The sequence below is a fragment of the Bacillus sp. FJAT-45066 genome (genome assembly GCF_002335755.1).
In the GTDB taxonomy this organism is placed as follows: domain Bacteria; phylum Bacillota; class Bacilli; order Bacillales; family Bacillaceae_I; genus Bacillus_CD; species Bacillus_CD alkalisoli.
On sequence record NZ_NISQ01000001.1, the window covers coordinates 540,377 to 555,934 of the forward strand.

Consider the following 15,558-nt stretch of genomic DNA (forward strand, 5'->3'; position numbering starts at 1 on the left):
CATAAAAGCTTCACTTGATTTGTCTTTGTAATCCTTTATACTATAATAGAAATTATTTCTTCTTAAATAAGGGTGGACACTATGAAATCAATCGTTGATGTCAGGAAGCTGTTGACTAAATATGGAGCTTTTATATATATTGGCGATAAAAAAGCAGATCTCGAATTAATGGAAGACGAAATAAGAGAACTATATCGCTCTAACGTCTTAGATGCCTCCGACTTTCAATCAGCAATGATCATTATTAGAAGTGAACTAGCAAAACATACATAAAAAGAATAGGTGATTACACAAATGGAAAAGAAATGGTTAGTAGGCGTAGATTTAGGTGGAACTACAATAAAGATGGCTTTTATTAGTCAATACGGAGAAATCGTACATAAATGGGAAATCCCCACAAACATCAGTGAAGCAGGAAAACATATAACTACAGACATAGCCAAAGCACTAGATAAAAAATTAGATGAGTTAAATGAATCGAAAAAAAGATTACAAGCGATTGGAATGGGAGCACCTGGTCCTGTCAACATGAGTACCGGTTTAATTTATGAAGCTGTAAACTTAGGTTGGAAAGATTACCCTTTACAAGATTTACTAGAAGTAGAAACAGGACTTCCAGTTGTAGTAGACAATGATGCAAACTTAGCTGCAATCGGTGAAATGTGGAAAGGTGCTGGTGACGGCTCCAAAGACTTAATTTGTGTAACACTGGGAACTGGAGTTGGAGGCGGGATTATAAGTAATGGTGAAGTCGTTCATGGAATAAACGGTGCAGGTGGAGAGATTGGACATATTGCGGTAACAGCTGAAGGTGGAGCACCATGTAATTGTGGAAAAACAGGTTGTTTAGAAACAGTAGCTTCCGCAACAGGAATAGTTCGTATTGCCAAAGAAAACATCGAAGCAAATCCAACATCCCGTCTAGCAGAGGAAGCTTCCAATAAAGGACTATCAGCAAAACTAATATTCGAATTAGCAAAAGAAAATGAGCCAATCGCTCAAAGTGTTATTGACCATATTGCAAGTCATCTAGGATTGGCATTAGCTAACTTAGCTAACGCATTAAATCCAGAAAAAATTGTCATCGGTGGAGGAGTTTCTCGAGCTGGAGATACTATTTTAAATCCAGTAATAAAACATTTTGAAAAACATTTATTCCCGCGTACGAAAGTAGGAGTTCAAGTTGCGTTAGCGACACTTGGTAACGACGCTGGAGTTATAGGAGCAGCTTATTTAGCTAAAACAAAAATAAAATAATACGTAGCGTTTTGTATTTATAGAAATTGGGTAAATACCCGTAGCGCATGAAATTGGAGAAGAAACTTCGGCGATTAACTGAAGTTTCTCTTTTTAATTGTGGAAATATGGTCAAAAATATAGTACACAAAACGAATTAATATGTAATAGTAAAATATTGTATTATTTTCTGAAAATTTAAACATTAATATTCTTTGAAACTTTTTTTCGCGCCATTCGTCTATGTATATATGAAAGATTAATAGGAAATTATATCATTATACTTTTTTGTTATGAATTTACCATTGATTTTTTGTGAAAAAAGTTTTAAGATACGTTATGTCTATTTTTTCTTCATCCTAATATTTGGTAGTGGGTGAGTAGACGTGTTCTTTTCGTTTTTTAAAGGGAGGTTTAACATACATGAATAAAAATATAAAAACGAATATTCCATTCATCCTAATAGCTGTAATGCTGTTATGGATAAAAACCTATTTTGTATATAAAGTAAGCTTTGATATTGCAATTGAATCTATAAAACAGGAATTTATCTTGTTTATTAATCCGTTAAGCTTTATTTTATTAATCTTAGGATTAGCACTATTTATGAGTGAAAAGTCCGCAAAGCGTTATATTATTATTACAAGCTTTATTGTAACGTTCGTTTTATACGCAAATGCAGTGTATTACAGGTTCTTTAACGACTTTATTACGATTCCGTTATTATTCCAGACTAGCAACATGGCTGACCTTGGAAGTAGTGTAACAGAATTAATGAAGCCGATTGACCTATTAATGTTTATTGATGTAGTGATCTTAATCGCACTCGCTAAATGGACTCCTAAGTTTGTTACATTAACTACTTGGAGACCAAAAGTTCGAAAAATGTATTTCTTATCGATTGTAGGTGTTTTCTTATTTAACTTAGGTTTAGCAGAAACAGAACGCCCGCAATTATTAACAAGAACGTTTGACCGCGAAATCTTAGTAAAGAATTTAGGAACATACAACTATCACGTATATGATGCATTATTACAAACTAAGACAAAAGCACAGCGTGCACTTGCAGATGGTAGTGAATTAGTAGAAATTCAAAACTATATTAATGCTAAATATAAACAACCTAATCCTGATTATTATGGTATTGCAGAAGGTAAAAATGTAATTATTGTCAAAATGGAATCTGTACAAAGTTTTGTTATAGATAACGAAATTAATGGTCAACCAATTACACCTTTTTTAAATGATCTGAAAAATTCAAGTTATTATTTTGAAAATTTTTATCACCAAACTGCACAAGGTAAAACTTCCGATTCAGAGTTCTTGTTAGATAATTCTTTATATCCATTAGGACGCGGTGCCGTATTCTTTACGCACGCAACAAATGATTACCACACAGCTACACCTAATGAAATTAAAGAAAAAGGATACTTCCCTGTAACATTCCATGCAAATAATCAAAGTTTCTGGAATCGTGATGTTATGTACCGATCATTAGGGTATGAGCATTTCTATGAAATTAATGATTACGATGTAAATGAAGAAAATTCAGTTGGTTGGGGTTTGAAAGATATAGATTTCTTTAAGCAATCTATTCCTTATATGAAAGAGTTACAGCAACCATTTTATGCGAAATTCATATCCCTTACAAATCACTTCCCGTTTGTTTTAGACGAAGAAGATCGTTTTGTGGATGAATTTGATTCGAATAGTAGAACGTTAAATCGTTATTTTCCAACAGTACGTTATATGGATGAAGCTATAAAAGAGTTCTTTAACGAGTTAAAAGAAGCGGGTCTATATGAAGACTCCTTGATAATTATTTATGGTGATCATTATGGAATCTCTGAAAACCATAATGATGCAATGAGCAAATACTTGGATAAAGAAATCCGTCCATTTGAGGTAGCACAATTACAACAAGTACCAATGTTCATTCACATTCCAGGTGTAACGGATGTAGATGCGAAGCAATTTGATACAGTTGCAGCTCAAATTGATTTAAAACCAACTATAAAACATTTACTCGGTATGGAAACAAAACATGATATACAATTCGGTGAAGATTTATTAGCGAAAGATCGTAGTGAGTTTATTGTGTTCCGTGACGGTAGCTTCATTACGGAAGAGTTAATATACTCTAAAGGTATTTGTTACGATAAGAGCACGGAAGAAGAAACAGATGAAGAATCATGTGAACCATATAAAGATAGAGTAAAACAAGAATTAAGCTACTCAGACAAAATTATATACGGTGACTTACTTCGTTTCTTTGACGGAACAACCATCCTTATGGATGCTCATGAGAATGAAGTAATTGCTGATTAATATTAGTATTGAACCCCATTTCCTCGGAAATGGGGTTTTTTATGTTCTCAAGTTCTTTTCTACATTTAACTTCATAGATTAGTAGCAGCATGCCTTTTTAGGAGGATTGAACATATATGAAAGTTAAAGTAAGAAAAGGAGATACTTTTTGGTACTATAGTAAGTTATTCAAACTTCCACTCCAATTAATTTTAGATGCAAATAGCCAGATGAATCCAGATAATTTACAAATAGGGGCAGAAATTTCAATACCTGGGTATGAAGCGGTACATGTATCAAAACATAAATTAGAAACCATTCAAAGCTTCAGTCAAAAAACTCAACTGCCACTTGATAGTTTACAATTATTAAATCAATCATCACCAAACTTAACAGACGTTACTAGCCTGTCCATGCCAAGACGTCTTATAGGTAACGAAATAAACATTGTGCAGAAAATGAACTCTGCTAACCTAGCAAAACACATTCAATATCTTGGAAAAATGTTTCCTTTTGTGAAAGTCGAAACGATAGGACATTCCGTCTTAGGTAAACCAATTCAGCATTTGCAAATAGGTCGAGGGAAAAAGAAAGTGCATTTCAACGGAAGTTTTCATGCGAATGAATGGATCACAACTGTCGTAATCATGAAGTTTCTAAATGATTACTTGCATTCACTAACAAACGCTACAATGGTTCGAAGTTTATATATGTCTCCGTTTTATGATGAAGTAACCTTATCCATTGTTCCGATGGTAAACCCAGATGGTGTTGATTTAGTTTTAAATGGCTTACCAAAAGAAACAGCGTATTCCCAAAACGTCCAACGAATAAATAAAGGGTTAGATGAGTTTACAGCTTGGAAAGCAAATATCAGGGGTGTAGATTTAAATAATCAATATCCGGCCAATTGGGAGATAGAGAAAGAGCGTAAAATACCAAAGAATCCAGCTCCACGCGATTACCCTGGAGATGCACCGTTAACCGAACCTGAAGCGCAAGCGATGGCGGAGTTAGCGCATAAAGAAAACTTTGACCGAGTTCTAGCCTTCCACACGCAAGGAGAAGAGTTTTACTGGGGCTATGAGGGCTTTGAACCAAACGTAAGTAGTAATTTAGCAAAGGAATTTGAAAGTGTTAGTTCGTATAAAGCAGTACAATATGTAGACAGTCATGCAGGCTACAAAGATTGGTTCATAAAAGAATTTAAAAAACCCGGCTTTACACTTGAATTAGGTAAAGGTATTAACCCACTACCACTATCACACTTTCCAAGCGTATACAAGAAAACACTAGGAATCATGTTAGCGGCTTTATATATGTGAAACACTTTATATATGTGAAACAATTTCTTAATTACTGTTCGTTTAGTAATTGTACATTATGAAACTCACTCATATAAAATCATAAAAAAATATAAAGAGTCATAGTGCTTATAAGTCAAACATTTGATATATTCTTATATGCGCTTTTCTTTTTGCTTGAAACGAAACTTTCTATGGTCCATAATCGTAATAAATGAAAAGCCCGTAGAGAAGGAGTTGATGTGAAAGTTGAAAAAAATTTTCTTCATACTCTTCTTTTTATTTTTAGTAAGCTGTGAATCTCAAGTAAATGAAATTGCTAAACCTTCATCGTCTATTCCTCCAAAAGAAAACATTAAAAAAAGCGGAAATTTTTACTCGTATTTTAATGAAAAAATGTTCAAGCAACTAAAAATGTCGGAACATGATTTTATTGGTATAGTTGATTGGCTAGACAATGAAAGTGTACTAGTTTTACAAACTTCAAATCATTATTCAGTTGTGCAAACATTTAATATTCTCAGCGGAGAAATAAATGAAATATATCGTTCTACCTATCCAATAGTTCATCTTGAATTAAATAAAGAAGGAGATGTAGCAATCCATGAGGCAACATCGACCTTTGAAGCAACCATTGTAATTATTGAAAATAGTGGAAAAGAAAAACAGCGGTGGTCATTTCGTTCTAATGAAATCTTCTTTGCATGGAACGAGCAAAAACCTGAAATGTTAATTGTAACTACCTTTTTGGAAGATTGGACTTATGAGAGTATTACTATAAATACGAATAAGAAAGTTATTGTGGAGGTTGAAGCACCTAACCCTTTTTTACATTGGTTAACATCGGAGGAATTGGGATATTTATATTGGGACTTTGATGAACCATCATTATCCGCACCACTTTATAAATTTTCATATGAAAAAAAGGAACACGAACGGGTGTTAGAAAACATTGTTTCATTTCATAAAAGTGGTGAAGAGTTGTTAACACTACAATTAAATAATGAAGAGTACACGGAAGTTAGCATTTCCATAATGGACAATCAAAGCATGGAAATCAAGGCACAAACAGAATCACCAATATTAACTATGTACTCTACCATTGTAGTACCACATGTAGATTTTAGTGAAAAAGATAATACTTATTATTTGATACTGCCATATGAAAGTGGTTCATTAGATATGTATGATAGAGGATTTAAGTTAGTTTCATTATCGAAAGACGGTGAGCTTCATACAATACTTAATCAAGTAGAAAATAGGCCTTTTAAAATATCTCCTGGTGGAAACTTTGCGTTATTCGGATACCAATTAGAGCAAATTATAGATTTTCAGACGGAAACAATAGTAGAATTAGTTCATGTACAATAATTAGTAGGAGGAATTTAGATGGCAATTGTTGATGTTACCATTATACCAATTGGAACGGAAGGACCTAGTGTAAGTAATTATGTAGCTGATATACAAAGAGTACTTAAAGGATATGAAGAGGAAGGTAAGATTACTTACCAATTAACACCAATGAGTACATTAATAGAAGGAGATTTACAACAACTTTTCGAAGTAATTCAAACGATTCACGAACTACCGTTTAACAAAGGAATTCAAAGAGTAGCAACAAACATACGTATTGATGATAGAAGAGACAAAAAGGCGACGATGCAAGAAAAGCTTTCTTCTGTACAAAAGCATTTAAATGAGTAATGTAGAAAAGGAGAACTGGCAGCTGAGCCAATTCTCCTTTTCGTATTTCTACTGTATTTTGTTTCTCCAAAATATTTTGCCAGATCCATTACAATTTCCACAGCGAATTAAAAAAGGTAAAAAGCCAAGTCTTCTTTTTTTATTACCATCACATGAACTACATAAAAGCTTAATGGTCAATAAAGATCCCTCCAATTCTGATGTTGTTGTAATCGCTTACAAAAGTGTTTTAACACAGTAACTGAAAAAACTGCAATGCCTGTAGGATAATGTACATGTTATTATATTCACCTTATCAATGGAAGTTAATCTTCTTTCCCTAAAAAATTATTTACACTAAACAAAGTGGTAAATAAAAAAGAACACCCCAAGCAGGAGTGTTCTTTTGGTAATTTTAAAATAAATACTGCTACCTAAGCTACTTTACTAAAGGATTAGTGAGGCGTTGGGTAAGCTGAATTTATAATGGTCATTACAGTAAACCAACCGAATACAGCTACTGTGCCAAATGCAAAAAGTAAACCTAAGAAGTTCTTTTCACGAAGTGTACGAACAGCAGCAATGGCAGATAAAATCGTAACTAGTCCGAAAATAATAACTAATGGCATGTTAAAAGCCCCCTCTACAATCAATTCTATTTTCAACTACACTAAATGAGTTCCTTTCATAATGTATAATTACGGTACGAAAAACGAACGTAAGGATGTTTTTCAATAAACGATATACCATTATGAAATGAACGAAATATAACTATGTAATAAGTACATTACACTCTTTTTTATTTTATCTTCTTTATGCTTATTTGTCGAGGACCAAAAATGACACTTCTATGTCATAAGCTTTGGCTACTTTTTCGATAAATTCCTTCTGATGCTTATCTATGATGTATGTAGTAGAATTTACGATCTCCATTCCAATAATGGACTCGTTCATTTGGAGTAAAGCCATTTCCATGTCATCTTTATTTCCACTTACGACTTTGAACATACATATCATATCCTCATACAGATAGTGATGGTTGGATGTTTCAAATCCATAATCAGTAAAACTGCTACCAATTTTAGGGTTATCTAAACGTATTAAAATATACGTTTCCTCTAACATGCATTTGTCATCTAGAAGCTTTTTAATGAATTTTGCCTCAGCCGCAGATTCAAGGATTAACAATTGCTCATCTACATCATAAATGCTAGCAGTTTCTTTTAATGGAGCTATGACATTTTGAAAGTATGCCGGACTTTCTAATGAACAGGAAATTTCTATACCAAACATTCTTTTCATTCTATCATTTCCTTTCATTCGTCTTTCTTCTTCATTTTAGTGTAAAATAGTTAGTAGAATTGTTCAAGAAGGGTGGATGAAAAAAGTTGCAATATATTCAAATTCCGTTAGGACCATTACAGACAAATGCTTACCTTTTAATAAACGAAAACAAAGATTGTGTTATTTTTGACCCAGGTAGTGAAGGGGAGGCATTTAACCATTATTTAGCCCAAAATAAATTAAATCCAATTGCTATTCTTTTAACACATGCTCACTTTGACCATATTGGAGCAGTGGAAGAAGTACGTAAAAATTGGAACATCCCAGTTTATATACACGAAAATGAAGAAAATTGGTTAATTGATCCGGCTTTAAATGGCTCGCATCGTTTCCCGTTTGGAGAAATAAAAGCATCGAAAGCAGAGCATTTAATTAAAGAAGAAGGTACCTTAACAGTAGGCGCATTTACATTCCAAGTGTTATTTACGCCTGGCCATTCGCCTGGAAGCATAAGTTTTTATCATGAGGAAACAGAAGCTGTTTTTGCAGGAGATGCATTGTTCGCTGGTAGCATTGGTAGAACGGACTTGCCAGGTGGTGACCACCAACTACTTATTAAAAGTATTCATGATAAACTATTATCTCTACCTGAAGAAACAACAGTGCTACCAGGCCACGGTCAAGAGACGACAATTGGAGTGGAAATGGATAGCAATCCGTTTTTAAATGGATTTTAAGGAGTTTGTATGACAATACTTACCCACCTAATAGAAAAGATAAAAGCTTCAGATAATAATTGCCTTACATATGCAGATTTCATGCAAGAAGTACTCTACCATCCTACTTACGGTTATTACATGAAGGATACGAAAAAAGTAGGAAAAGAAGGTGACTTTTACACATCTAGTAATGTAAGTAATGTGTTTGGTAAACTATTTGCTCGACACTTTTATAAAGTTTTTCAACAGAAAAAGCTGCCGCCATTTATATACGAAATTGGTGGTGGTACGGGTAGATTTGCGAAGCAACTATTAGAAGAACTAAAGGAAATAGATGTTTCATTTTACAATGGTCTAACCTATTGTATGATTGAGACGAGTAAGTACCATATTTCCGAGCAAAAAAAGTTGCTACCAACTGATGCTAATGTCGTGTACAAGTCAAGCCTAAATGAATGTGAATCAATAGAAGGAATTGTGTTTTCTAACGAATTATATGATGCTTTTCCAGTCCATGTTATTGAAAAGAGAGAAAGAGTAGTTAATGAAGTACACATTACTACTAATTCTAAAAACGAAATGATGGAAGTCCTTTTTCCGTTAGAGAATCAACCTATTATAGATTACTTAAACAAGTTTTCTATCGAGTTAAGTGAGAACCAAAGATTTGAGGTTCCTTTATCAATGGTAAAACATTTGGCCTTTGTTGCTGAGAAGGTAAAGAAAGGGTTAATATATACAATTGATTATGGATATACGTTGGAAGAATGGCTGAGTCCAGAATTAATGGATGGAAGCTTACGTGGCTATTATAAACATGAAATGATAAGAAATCCGCTATTACATGTAGGTGAAATGGATTTAACTACTCATATTCATTTATATGCTTTAGAACAAGTAGGAACAGAATTAAACATACAACATTGCTTTACAAAAAAACAAGGCGAATTCCTCCTTGCAGCAGGGATATTAAATTTTTTACAAGAGAACTATGATACGAATCCTTTTTCTGAAAAAAGTAAACAGAACCGTGCCATTCGTTCACTAGTTATGGAGAGTGGACTTAGCAAAGGATTTACAGTCGTTGTACAATCAAAGAACTGTGAAATGGATTGGAAAGTTATTTTAGAAGAAACACCAAAATTTTAAAAATAATAAAAGCGATGACATTTAATGTCATCGCTTTTATTATGATTAGCTATTTTCAAATTAATGACCTTGACCTGGTACCATCATAAATGTTGTCCAGTAAGAGAAACCAACGAAGAAAATAGTTAAATATGCACCAAAGATATAAATGTACATACGTTCAGATAATTTTAGAAAACTTAAAAACACAAAGAATACCGTTTGTCCAAAGAATAATAATGACGTTTGTGGCATATGGCCAAGATAGAACATTACAGCGAAAATCCCAGTCCAAAAACCTAAAACACGGTACATACGTTCCATATGTATCCCCTCCTTACGCACTTAAATACAAGTTATGTCACTTAACTATTATAATGTACCTTTACAGGCATTGTAAACATAAGTTTATTGTCTTTTATCACAGTAAAAATGTCAACTTTGTGAAGAATACCGTTAGTTTGGTAGAAAAGCCTTATACGTACATTGTTTACAACCATCAGCCATATTATCAATTTCTTGCAAAGTTGCACCGTCTAGCACTTCTTCAAATATTCCTTGAAGAAAAGCTAGATGCATATGACAAATAGAATGCTTTTCACTATCTACCAACTCTTTAAATGGACAGTTGTTAATAGCTAAATGTATAGATTGCTCTTCTTTTCTTACGTGAAAGTCAGCATACAAGCCACAGCTAGTAGCAATATCCTTTATTATATCTACTTTTCTATCTAACGATACAAGTGATGAGCTTTGACCGTAAAAATATTTTTGTGCTATTTCATGACCAAACTTCTTCCCAGTCTGATAAAGCGCTTGTTTACCTACTTCACCTAAAGCTGCCATCGACTCGATCGCAATTTTAGCTAGAAGCTGATAATCACGAAATGGGAATGATAATTGAATAGATTTATCGGAAATTTTATATTTTCTACTTGGACGTCCACCTTTTCCAGTTTTACTTAAGTAGGATTGGATTAAGTGGATATCTTCTAATTTTGATAAGTGAAGGCGAGCTACGTTTGGATGAATGTGAAACTTATCTGCAATATCTTGTACGCCGACCTCATTTTTATGTTGAACTAGATAATCGTAAATAGAGTACCTTGTTTGATCCCCTAGAACATTTGTAATTTTTAATACATCATCCATTTTATCACCTCATTTTCTTCCTATATTATATTACAGACTTTGTAAGAAAAATATATATTCCAAAAAATGTTGTAAATTGTTCACAATAATTTGTGTATTTTTATGTACAAAAGTTATACAAATGGTATACAATAAGTTTAATAATCATACTTTGATATCAAGACAATTAATTGGGAGGGAAACAAAGATGAACGAGATTACGTTTTATAGTTACCCAAGTTGTACGTCGTGTAGGAAGACTAAAAAATGGTTAAAGGCGAACGAGTTATCATTTTCAGAAAGACATATCTTTAGAGAAACCCCATCATTTGAAGAAATGTTAACGATACTTTCTAAAACAACGGAAGGTTTTGATGAGATCCTAGCTACTAGAAGTCAATCTTTCAAAGACCTCAATGTGGATGTAAACGAATTATCCATTTCAGAACTTATACAGCTTGTACAACAAGAACCAAAGTTGTTAAGAAGACCTATTATAGTCAGTGGTAAGAAATTAATCGTAGGTTACAATGAATCGGCCCTTGCGAACTTAGCGAAGAAAAATAAAAAGAAACAATTACAACACAAATCAGTTTCCTGATAAAACTTTTCAATAAAAAAAGCAAAGTCCCACTTTAAAAATGGAACTTTGCTTTTTTTTTGAACTACTATGTAATATTCGGTAATACCCCTATAATTAATAAACCCAACCCAATTACTACTTGATAAAGTACATGAAGCTGCAATCTGCGATTTTCTTGTACTGCACGAAAATCAGGTAATAATTCTTGTAGCAAATAACGATCCTCCAAATGATATGCTTTCATTCGAATAGAAGGGTACTGTTTATTACCGTTATAAACTAATTCAATTTTTTCGTTTTCTTCCTTGAGTTCATATATAACTTTCTTGTCATATCTAGTCCATTGTTCTTCTTTTTCGTATCTTTTATCATACGATATATGCTTTGAATTTAGCATATTTTCCAATATTTCTTCACATTGAACTGGGTTGAATTTTTTCAATGTGTAAAAATCAATGTTTCTTCTGAAAAAAATGAACGAAAAGATAGCCGCTAACAAAATAACCGTTATATATATCGGATTAATTTTCTCGTTAAAATTATGAAGTATAAAATAAAATACCGGTATAACAATCATTGCACGAATAACTAGACTTACATGTCTTTCAAATGTTACTCCTCTTTTTATGAGTGAAAAAAACGCATCCCATAACACAAATATTGCTGGGATAATAGTTGCGAGTAGTAGCAAATTTATACTCTCCAAACCTCTTTTTCCCCTTTCTTACCCGAGTAAGTGGTACGTACTATAGATAATACAAAGGATACCTATTAATAAATCAAATCCAATTAGTCTCAAGTAACTACCAACTTGTAGTTCTTCTCGAAATATAGAAATCATTTCATTTCGTAAATCTTTATCCTTAAAATGTTGAAAAATAATAATGAAAGTAGGCTGTTTCTTATCTACCCATGAGACAGTAATCCGGCCATTTTCAAGTTCCATTAGTGTTTTATATTTTTCACGAAAAATACCAGGCTCTGATTCATCCGTTTGTTTAAATGTATAGTTGTTTTTTGATAAGGTGCTCTCAAGTATATGGAATACTTGCTTGTAATTGTACTGTATTACTTTTACTTCATAGCTTTTACTATCTTTGTAAACGATAAAGAAAAAAGGAATAACAAACGGAATAAGCAAAAATATATAGTCATGTATTGTATAAGGTGTATTAGAAGTATAAAACGTGACCCAAACTATCAGTATTCCAGAAAAACTATAAGCCATCATTCTTGATGTAAAACTTGCTGTAGTAACTCCTTTTTGCCCAATTAATAATATGCAGTGGAAAACAATATAAAACCCTACACCTAAAAACAATGTATAAAAGATTAATTCTTTTTGAAGCAACTCCATAACACACCTCTATAAAAGTTAAGTATAATTATTAAAATATTCTAACATAATAGCACTCTATAAATCTAACAAAAAAAGTAAATTTTTAGTTTGTGTGAGCTTGTTATTTAAAACTTTCCTTTTTAAATAATATTTACTCACTAGCTTTTCTTGAAGATATTACGAAAAAGGCGAATTAAGTCAATCAATTTCATAATTACGTTTCGTTTAATGAAAAACGAATATTTCTGTGAAATACAAAATAATATGTTCGTTTATTAAAGCGTATAAATACAGAATTCGATGCTATCATTCGTTTTTCGTATAGTAGTCATACATTATGAAACGGACTCAAGTAAATAAGGAACTTAAGCAATAAATTTAAAATTTTTTAGTTTATCGTTTATTTTTTGCCTTTATTTCTAATTTAGATAATAATGTGTTAGAGAGGAACTAAAAAAGGATGATGTGTAAATGAAAAAGTCAATTGTATTCACCGGAGGCGGCTCTGCAGGGCATGTGACCCCTAACATAGCCATTATAAATAAACTAAAAGAAAAAGATTGGACAATAAATTACATAGGCTCAAAAAATGGAATAGAAGAAGAAATAATTAATAAAGAAAATATTCCATTTCATTCGATTTCGAGCGGAAAATTAAGAAGATATTTTGATTGGAAAAACTTCACTGATCCACTCCGCATTATGAAAGGTGTATCGGACGCCTATTTTATTTTACGAAAACTAAAACCGCAAATTGTTTTCTCAAAAGGTGGTTTCGTAACGGTTCCAGTTGTCATTGCAGCAAAAATGTTAAACATCCCAATCGTTATTCATGAATCAGATATTACACCTGGCTTAGCAAATAAAATTGCAACGAAATTTGCTACAAAAGTGTTCGTGACTTTTGACGAAACAATGAAACATTTCCCGAAGGAGCGTGTTTTATTTACAGGTTCTCCTATAAGAGAAGAACTTTTCGAAGGAGACAAAGTAGAAGGGAAGGCATTATTAGGTTTTCATGAACCAAAGCCAATCCTAACGATAATGGGTGGAAGCTTAGGTGCAAGAAAAATAAACCAATATGTACGGGAAAACCTACATGTTTTAACAGAAAGTTTTCAAATAGTACATCTTTGTGGAAAAGGTAATGTAGAGGACTCGTTAAAAGATGTTAAAGGCTATAAACAATATGAGTATATCTCTAGCGAGCTTCCGCATGTTTTAGCTGCGTCCGATTATATTATTTCACGTGCAGGCGCTAATTCCATCTTTGAATTCTTAGCATTAAAAAAGCCGATGCTTTTAATACCACTTTCCCGGAATGCTAGCAGGGGAGATCAGATACTCAACGCCAATTCTTTTAAGAAAAAAGGATTTGCGGAAGTATTAATGGAAGAGGATTTAACGAAAGATACTTTTTTACAAAGCGTGCAAACATTACAAAAACATAAAGAAAAGCTGTTAGAACAAATGAACAAAGACAGCTTACACGATACACTTACTATCATTGTAGAGCAAATCGAAAAACAAGCTAAAAAGTAATTTTTAACCACTAGATACATTTCTAGTGGTTTTTTCTTTTTTTACATGTATTTATGCTTATTATTGGAAAAACTACAAGCAAATGAAGTAGAGGAAGGACCGAACAACATGAAAAATCAAACTTTAAAACTCTTTACAATTTCACTCATTGCATTCGTCATTATTATTGGCGTAATGCTCTACTTTTTCTCAGAAAGGTTTACGTCAGCATGGGTGCCAATCGATCATGGTTTTGGGGAAACAGTTACATTATCTCCAGACGATGAGAAAATTGTGTTTCCGTTTTACCAAAGTGGAGATGGAGCACTTTATATTGCGAATGTTGATGGCAGTGACGTTCATCAGTTAACATATCCTCGTCAAAGTGAAAGTCATGTAAGGCCAAGGTTTTCACATGATGGTAAAAAGCTTTTGTTTCTATCACGTGAAAAGTTGGGAGAAAATCTTTTGCAAAGTTTATACATAATGAATGTAGACGGTACAGGTTTAGTGAAAATTTCTGATGAAGAAGATAAACTTATTACGGACGCCATTTTTTCTAAAAATGATCAAGAAATTTTATACTTAGTAGCAGAAGAATATACAAACTATGCTCCAGGTGCTAATAAAAGGCCACACAGAATGGATTTATATAAAATGTCCGTTAGAGGAGACAATAAAATTCGATTAACAGAGGACGATAGTTACGAAAAGAGTGAACTTTCAAGTCCGCTAACTGAAACGATTGTCGGTTTTATTGATGGATTGAAACAAGATACAGGGGTGTTAGGTACGGAGTTAGTCGTTTTTGATGTGGAAAAAGAGACAGAAGTAAAGCGAGTACAACCAAAATCAGATTTTGAAACAGAGGATATATATAGTGCGAAATTTTCACCTGATGGAGAAATAATCGCTTTTTCAGCAGCGACTGTTAATCCGAGGAGAAAATCTCAATTTATTTATGAATTGTATAAGATGAATAAGAGCGGCGATAATGTTGAAGTCTTAACTAGCTTTCGAACGTTTATTACAGAACCAACTTTTTTTCATAACGAACCACGACTTTTATTTATTCAAGACCAAAGTTGGAATCGAGGCAAACCTAATTTTAAATTGTGGGCGGTGGACTTAGACGGTGAAAATATAAGGTCCATCACGTTACAAATGCCGCAATTTACCGGAACAGCGTTATAATTAAGTCTATTTATTATTTCAATTCTTATAGTGAATAACGAATGTTTTACAATAACACGGTCTCAACTAACGGTATATTATTCGAAAATAATTGCTTGTTATGGTACTTTATATGTATAGACATGAAGC

At 32.9% G+C, this 15,558-nt stretch carries 17 protein-coding genes; 11 read left to right on the forward strand and 6 right to left on the reverse strand.

Annotation, left to right across the window (positions count from 1 at the left end; translation table 11 throughout):
- Nucleotides 1–81: 81 nt before the first annotated feature.
- The 6 genes from CDZ92_RS02675 (at nucleotide 82) to CDZ92_RS02700 (ending at nucleotide 6,551) form a co-directional block, all read left to right on the forward strand.
- On the forward strand, nucleotides 82–273 hold the full coding sequence (locus tag CDZ92_RS02675) for a YqgQ family protein (RefSeq protein WP_096153411.1): 192 nt from the start codon (nucleotides 82–84) through the stop codon (nucleotides 271–273).
- A 21-nt stretch (nucleotides 274–294) separates the two neighbouring features.
- Complete coding sequence (locus CDZ92_RS02680) at nucleotides 295–1,257, forward strand: ROK family glucokinase (protein ID WP_096153412.1); 963 nt, start codon at nucleotides 295–297, stop codon at nucleotides 1,255–1,257.
- 402 nt (nucleotides 1,258–1,659) lie between these two features.
- A complete protein-coding gene (locus tag CDZ92_RS02685; protein ID WP_096153413.1) occupies nucleotides 1,660–3,564 on the forward strand; it encodes an LTA synthase family protein in 1,905 nt (634 codons plus the stop codon).
- Nucleotides 3,565–3,680: 116 nt separating this feature from the next.
- The gene (locus CDZ92_RS02690; RefSeq protein WP_096153414.1) at nucleotides 3,681–4,868 is read left to right on the forward strand and encodes a M14 family metallopeptidase; all 1,188 of its coding nucleotides are present in this window, start codon (nucleotides 3,681–3,683) and stop codon (nucleotides 4,866–4,868) included.
- Nucleotides 4,869–5,096: 228 nt separating this feature from the next.
- The gene (locus CDZ92_RS02695) at nucleotides 5,097–6,218 is read left to right on the forward strand and encodes a hypothetical protein (RefSeq protein ID WP_096153415.1); all 1,122 of its coding nucleotides are present in this window, start codon (nucleotides 5,097–5,099) and stop codon (nucleotides 6,216–6,218) included.
- A gap of 18 nt (nucleotides 6,219–6,236) precedes the next feature.
- Complete coding sequence (locus tag CDZ92_RS02700) at nucleotides 6,237–6,551, forward strand: MTH1187 family thiamine-binding protein (protein ID WP_096153416.1); 315 nt, start codon at nucleotides 6,237–6,239, stop codon at nucleotides 6,549–6,551.
- A 434-nt stretch (nucleotides 6,552–6,985) separates the two neighbouring features.
- On the opposite strand, the gene CDZ92_RS02705 is transcribed toward CDZ92_RS02700, so the two are convergent.
- Nucleotides 6,986–7,159: a DUF2759 domain-containing protein gene (locus CDZ92_RS02705; protein WP_096153417.1), complete on the reverse strand. Its 174-nt coding sequence runs from the start codon at nucleotides 7,157–7,159 to the stop codon at nucleotides 6,986–6,988.
- 190 nt (nucleotides 7,160–7,349) lie between these two features.
- A complete protein-coding gene (locus tag CDZ92_RS02710; protein ID WP_096153418.1) occupies nucleotides 7,350–7,850 on the reverse strand; it encodes a hypothetical protein in 501 nt (166 codons plus the stop codon).
- A 68-nt stretch (nucleotides 7,851–7,918) separates the two neighbouring features.
- On the opposite strand from CDZ92_RS02710, the gene CDZ92_RS02715 reads away from it, so the two are divergent.
- Nucleotides 7,919–8,551, forward strand: coding sequence for an MBL fold metallo-hydrolase (locus CDZ92_RS02715; protein ID WP_096153419.1), 633 nt, complete (start codon nucleotides 7,919–7,921; stop codon nucleotides 8,549–8,551).
- Nucleotides 8,552–8,560: 9 nt separating this feature from the next.
- Entirely contained in the window at nucleotides 8,561–9,682 is a 1,122-nt protein-coding gene (locus CDZ92_RS02720) for a class I SAM-dependent methyltransferase (protein WP_255249766.1), read from the forward strand.
- A 60-nt stretch (nucleotides 9,683–9,742) separates the two neighbouring features.
- Here CDZ92_RS02720 and CDZ92_RS02725 read toward each other — a convergent pair whose 3' ends face one another.
- Both CDZ92_RS02725 and CDZ92_RS02730 read right to left on the reverse strand, forming a co-directional pair.
- On the reverse strand, nucleotides 9,743–9,985 hold the full coding sequence (locus CDZ92_RS02725) for a DUF2626 domain-containing protein (RefSeq protein WP_096153420.1): 243 nt from the start codon (nucleotides 9,983–9,985) through the stop codon (nucleotides 9,743–9,745).
- Between the two features lie 132 nt (nucleotides 9,986–10,117).
- Nucleotides 10,118–10,813, reverse strand: coding sequence for a helix-turn-helix transcriptional regulator (locus CDZ92_RS02730; protein ID WP_096153421.1), 696 nt, complete (start codon nucleotides 10,811–10,813; stop codon nucleotides 10,118–10,120).
- Between the two features lie 187 nt (nucleotides 10,814–11,000).
- Between CDZ92_RS02730 and CDZ92_RS02735 the strand changes: the two genes are divergently transcribed.
- Nucleotides 11,001–11,393, forward strand: coding sequence for a Spx/MgsR family RNA polymerase-binding regulatory protein (locus CDZ92_RS02735; protein WP_096153422.1), 393 nt, complete (start codon nucleotides 11,001–11,003; stop codon nucleotides 11,391–11,393).
- A 67-nt stretch (nucleotides 11,394–11,460) separates the two neighbouring features.
- Here the strand turns inward: CDZ92_RS02735 and CDZ92_RS02740 are convergent, their stop codons facing one another.
- Together CDZ92_RS02740 and CDZ92_RS02745 are read right to left on the reverse strand one after the other, a co-directional pair.
- Nucleotides 11,461–12,081, reverse strand: a complete 621-nt coding sequence (locus tag CDZ92_RS02740) for a hypothetical protein (RefSeq protein WP_096153423.1) — start codon at nucleotides 12,079–12,081, stop codon at nucleotides 11,461–11,463.
- 18 nt (nucleotides 12,082–12,099) lie between these two features.
- Complete coding sequence (locus CDZ92_RS02745) at nucleotides 12,100–12,732, reverse strand: hypothetical protein (protein ID WP_096153424.1); 633 nt, start codon at nucleotides 12,730–12,732, stop codon at nucleotides 12,100–12,102.
- 453 nt (nucleotides 12,733–13,185) lie between these two features.
- On the opposite strand from CDZ92_RS02745, the gene CDZ92_RS02750 reads away from it, so the two are divergent.
- Together CDZ92_RS02750 and CDZ92_RS02755 are read left to right on the forward strand one after the other, a co-directional pair.
- On the forward strand, nucleotides 13,186–14,256 hold the full coding sequence (locus tag CDZ92_RS02750) for an undecaprenyldiphospho-muramoylpentapeptide beta-N-acetylglucosaminyltransferase (RefSeq protein ID WP_096153425.1): 1,071 nt from the start codon (nucleotides 13,186–13,188) through the stop codon (nucleotides 14,254–14,256).
- 108 nt (nucleotides 14,257–14,364) lie between these two features.
- Nucleotides 14,365–15,429 (forward strand): TolB family protein, encoded by a 1,065-nt coding sequence (locus CDZ92_RS02755; protein ID WP_176483695.1) that lies wholly within the window; start codon nucleotides 14,365–14,367, stop codon nucleotides 15,427–15,429.
- The last annotated feature ends 129 nt before the right edge of the window (nucleotides 15,430–15,558 follow it).

What these genes read in the sequence shown, in the direction of transcription:
- CDZ92_RS02685 (WP_096153413.1), top strand. Translation starts at nt 1,660, where the DNA reads ATGAATAAAAATATAAAAACGAATATTCCATTCATCCTAATAGCTGTA.
- CDZ92_RS02705 (WP_096153417.1), bottom strand. Translation starts at nt 7,159, where the DNA reads ATGCCATTAGTTATTATTTTCGGACTAGTTACGATTTTATCTGCCATT.
- CDZ92_RS02675 (WP_096153411.1), top strand. Translation starts at nt 82, where the DNA reads ATGAAATCAATCGTTGATGTCAGGAAGCTGTTGACTAAATATGGAGCT.
- CDZ92_RS02720 (WP_255249766.1), top strand. Translation starts at nt 8,561, where the DNA reads ATGACAATACTTACCCACCTAATAGAAAAGATAAAAGCTTCAGATAAT.
- CDZ92_RS02750 (WP_096153425.1), top strand. Translation starts at nt 13,186, where the DNA reads ATGAAAAAGTCAATTGTATTCACCGGAGGCGGCTCTGCAGGGCATGTG.
- CDZ92_RS02680 (WP_096153412.1), top strand. Translation starts at nt 295, where the DNA reads ATGGAAAAGAAATGGTTAGTAGGCGTAGATTTAGGTGGAACTACAATA.
- CDZ92_RS02730 (WP_096153421.1), bottom strand. Translation starts at nt 10,813, where the DNA reads ATGGATGATGTATTAAAAATTACAAATGTTCTAGGGGATCAAACAAGG.
- CDZ92_RS02710 (WP_096153418.1), bottom strand. Translation starts at nt 7,850, where the DNA reads ATGAAAGGAAATGATAGAATGAAAAGAATGTTTGGTATAGAAATTTCC.
- CDZ92_RS02745 (WP_096153424.1), bottom strand. Translation starts at nt 12,732, where the DNA reads ATGGAGTTGCTTCAAAAAGAATTAATCTTTTATACATTGTTTTTAGGT.
- CDZ92_RS02690 (WP_096153414.1), top strand. Translation starts at nt 3,681, where the DNA reads ATGAAAGTTAAAGTAAGAAAAGGAGATACTTTTTGGTACTATAGTAAG.
- CDZ92_RS02700 (WP_096153416.1), top strand. Translation starts at nt 6,237, where the DNA reads ATGGCAATTGTTGATGTTACCATTATACCAATTGGAACGGAAGGACCT.
- CDZ92_RS02735 (WP_096153422.1), top strand. Translation starts at nt 11,001, where the DNA reads ATGAACGAGATTACGTTTTATAGTTACCCAAGTTGTACGTCGTGTAGG.
- CDZ92_RS02755 (WP_176483695.1), top strand. Translation starts at nt 14,365, where the DNA reads ATGAAAAATCAAACTTTAAAACTCTTTACAATTTCACTCATTGCATTC.
- CDZ92_RS02725 (WP_096153420.1), bottom strand. Translation starts at nt 9,985, where the DNA reads ATGGAACGTATGTACCGTGTTTTAGGTTTTTGGACTGGGATTTTCGCT.